The 2,741-nt window shown below is 61.8% G+C and carries 4 protein-coding genes; all 4 read right to left on the reverse strand.

All coding sequences use genetic code 11. From position 1 onward, the window contains the following. Positions 1-249: GlsB/YeaQ/YmgE family stress response membrane protein (locus EN893_RS27760; RefSeq protein WP_164901163.1), on the reverse strand; the 249-nt coding region annotated here is incomplete at its 3' end. 89 nt (positions 250-338) lie between these two features. Next, positions 339-1,784: a dihydrolipoyl dehydrogenase gene (gene lpdA / locus EN893_RS27765; RefSeq protein ID WP_127270641.1), complete on the reverse strand. Its 1,446-nt coding sequence runs from the start codon at positions 1,782-1,784 to the stop codon at positions 339-341. 12 nt (positions 1,785-1,796) lie between these two features. Beyond that, a complete protein-coding gene (locus EN893_RS27770) occupies positions 1,797-2,432 on the reverse strand; it encodes an SGNH/GDSL hydrolase family protein (protein ID WP_128361943.1) in 636 nt (211 codons plus the stop codon). Next, positions 2,429-2,741, reverse strand: a 313-nt coding sequence (locus EN893_RS27775) for a hypothetical protein (RefSeq protein WP_128361944.1), incomplete at its 5' end; no start/stop codon positions are given. The genes EN893_RS27775 and EN893_RS27770, both read right to left, overlap by 4 nt.

Below are 2,741 nucleotides of genomic sequence, written 5' to 3' on the forward strand. Positions count from 1 at the left end.
CACCAGACGCCCCGCCCAGATCAGCAGGCAGGCACCGATAAAGCCGGTGATCAGATAGGCAATCCAGCCGACGCCGAACGGGCCAAAATTGAGAGCCTGCAGAATGGCGTTCAGCACGACCGCGCCGACGATGCCCATAACGATGTTCATGAAGATGCCGGTGTTGCTCTTCATGAACATTTCGGCGAACCAGCCTGCCAGGCCGCCGATGATGATGGCTGCTATCCAGCCGACGCCATTCAGGTGCATATGCCTTCTCCTTGTGTGATGCGTGAAAACGCATCCGCAAACGAAGTACCTTGCCGCCGGGTTCCATCTGTAGCAGCGCTTTCAATCTATCAGGCGTTGAGCGCGCGGCCATAGGCGTCGAGCACGCTTTCCTTCATCATCTCCGACAGCGTCGGGTGCGGGAAGATGGTGTGCATCAGCTCTTCCTCGGTCGTCTCCAGGTTCATTGCCACGACAAAGCCCTGGATCAGTTCGGTCACTTCGGCACCCACCATGTGGGCGCCGAGCAATTGACCGGTCTTCTTGTCGAAGATGGTCTTGATGAAACCCTGATCCTCGCCGAGCGCAATGGCCTTGCCATTGGCGGCGAACTGGAAGCGCCCGACCCGGATGTCCTTGCCCTCGGCCTTGGCCTTGGCTTCCGTCAGGCCAACCGAGGCGACCTGCGGATTGCAGTAGGTGCAGCCCGGAATCTTCAGCTTGTCGGTGGCATGCACGCCAGGAAAATCAGCGATCTTCTCGATGCACACGACCCCCTCATGTTCTGCCTTGTGGGCGAGCATCGGCGGGCCGGCGACATCGCCGATGGCGTAGATGCCCGGCACATTGGTCTTGCCGTAGCCGTCGATGACGATGCAGCCGCGCTCGGTCTTCACGCCTAGCGCCTCAAGCCCGAGGCCCTCGATGTTGCCCTGGACGCCGACGGCCGAGATCATGCGATCGGCGGTGATCTTCTCGACCTTGCCGTCCTTCATCTCGACATGCGCGGTGACCGAGTTCGCACCCTTCTCGACCTTGGTCACCTTGGCTTCGAGGATGATCTTCATGCCTTGCTTCTCGAACTGCTTTTGCGCGAATTTCGAGACTTCGGCATCCTCGACGGGCATCACTGCCGGCAGCAGTTCGACCACCGTTACTTCGGCGCCCATGGTGCGGTAGAAGGAGGCGAATTCGATGCCGATGGCGCCCGATCCCATGACCAGCAGCGACTTCGGCATCTCCTTCGGCACCATGGCCTCGAAATAGGTCCAGATCAGTCTGCCGTCAGGCTCGATGCCGGGCAGCGCGCGTGGCCGCGCGCCGGTCGCCAGGATGATGTGCTTGGCGGTGTAGGTGCCCTCGCCCTTGACGCCTTTCGGCACCGGCGGCTGCGGCTCCATCGGCTTCTTGGCCGTATTGGACACGGCGATCTCACCCGGCTTCGAAAGCTTGGCCTCGCCCCAGATGACATCGACCTTGTTCTTCTTCATCAGGAAGGCAACGCCGCCATTGAGCCGCAGCGAGACCTTTCGCGAGCGGTCGACCACGGCCGCTGTGTCGGCGCTGACTTTGCCGTCGAGCTTCAGCCCGTAATCCTTCAGGTGATCCGAATAGTGCATGATCTCGGCCGAGCGCAGCAGCGCCTTGGTCGGGATGCAGCCCCAGTTGAGGCAAATGCCGCCGAGATGCTCGCGCTCGACGATCGCCGTCTTGAAGCCGAGTTGCGCGGAACGCACCGCGGTGACATAGCCGCCAGGGCCGGAGCCGATGATGATGACGTCGTAGTTCTCAGCCACGGGTTTTCTCCTTCACAATTCCAGCATGACGCGCACGACGGGTGCCAGCGCCTTGCCGATGTTTCGCGTGTTTTCGGCGTCGAGGTGGACGCCATCAAGCGGTGTGGTTTGCGCCACGCTGCCGGCGTCGAAGAAGCCGCAGCCGGCCTCGTCGGCGAGCGCTGCATATTGCGGTGCCAAAAACTTCGAGGCGTCATCGCCACCGGCGAACATTTCCTTGAAGTCGGCCTTTTCAGTACTGCTGACGACAGGCGGCGAAACGATCAGGATCTGCGGCGCGGGCCAGTCGAAGGGATAGTCGTGACCGCGCACGATATCGATCAGCCGCTGGATGCCCTGCTTGGCCGCGACGGGATTCCCGTGGATCCATGGCTTCATGTCGTTGGCGCCGAGCATGATGACAATCAGGTCGATCGGCGCATGGGTCGTCAGCACCGTTGGCAGCAGCCTGGCGCCGTTGCGATCCGCGCCGGCCAGATGGTCGTCGAAGGCCGTGGTGCGGCCGTTGAGGCCATCGGCAATCACTTGCACGCCGGCGCCTAACGCTGCCTGCAGCACGCTCGGCCAGCGGTCTTCCAGCGCATGGCGGCCACCTTCGGCATTGTAGCCCCAGGTCAGCGAGTCGCCGTAGCAAAGAACCGTCTTCATGCGCCCACCTGTGCGTTAATCGAGCCGCGCCTCAACCGCCAGCGCACGAACAGCCAGTGAACCAGCACAGTGGCCAGGTTCGGCAAAACCAGGCCGGCGACGATCGGCAGGTCACCTCCCCACTGGCGCTTATCGACCGGCTGAGAGAACGTCCAACCGATCAGGCCGAGCCCGATCAGCACGAACAGGACAATTGCGCAGAGGCCCAGCCAGTTGATGATCGTCGGTGCGTTCGCAAAAAGCTGCGCGATGAAAAACATGATCGTCGTAGCAATGGTGACAAGCACCGACGTCATGAACACCAGAATG

The organism is Mesorhizobium sp. M7A.F.Ca.CA.004.04.2.1 (assembly GCF_004022825.1).
Taxonomy (GTDB): Bacteria; Pseudomonadota; Alphaproteobacteria; order Rhizobiales; family Rhizobiaceae; genus Mesorhizobium.

Coding starts and splice junctions, on each gene's coding strand:
- EN893_RS27770 (WP_128361943.1), bottom strand. CDS start 2,432: ATGAAGACGGTTCTTTGCTACGGCGACTCGCTGACCTGGGGCTACAAT.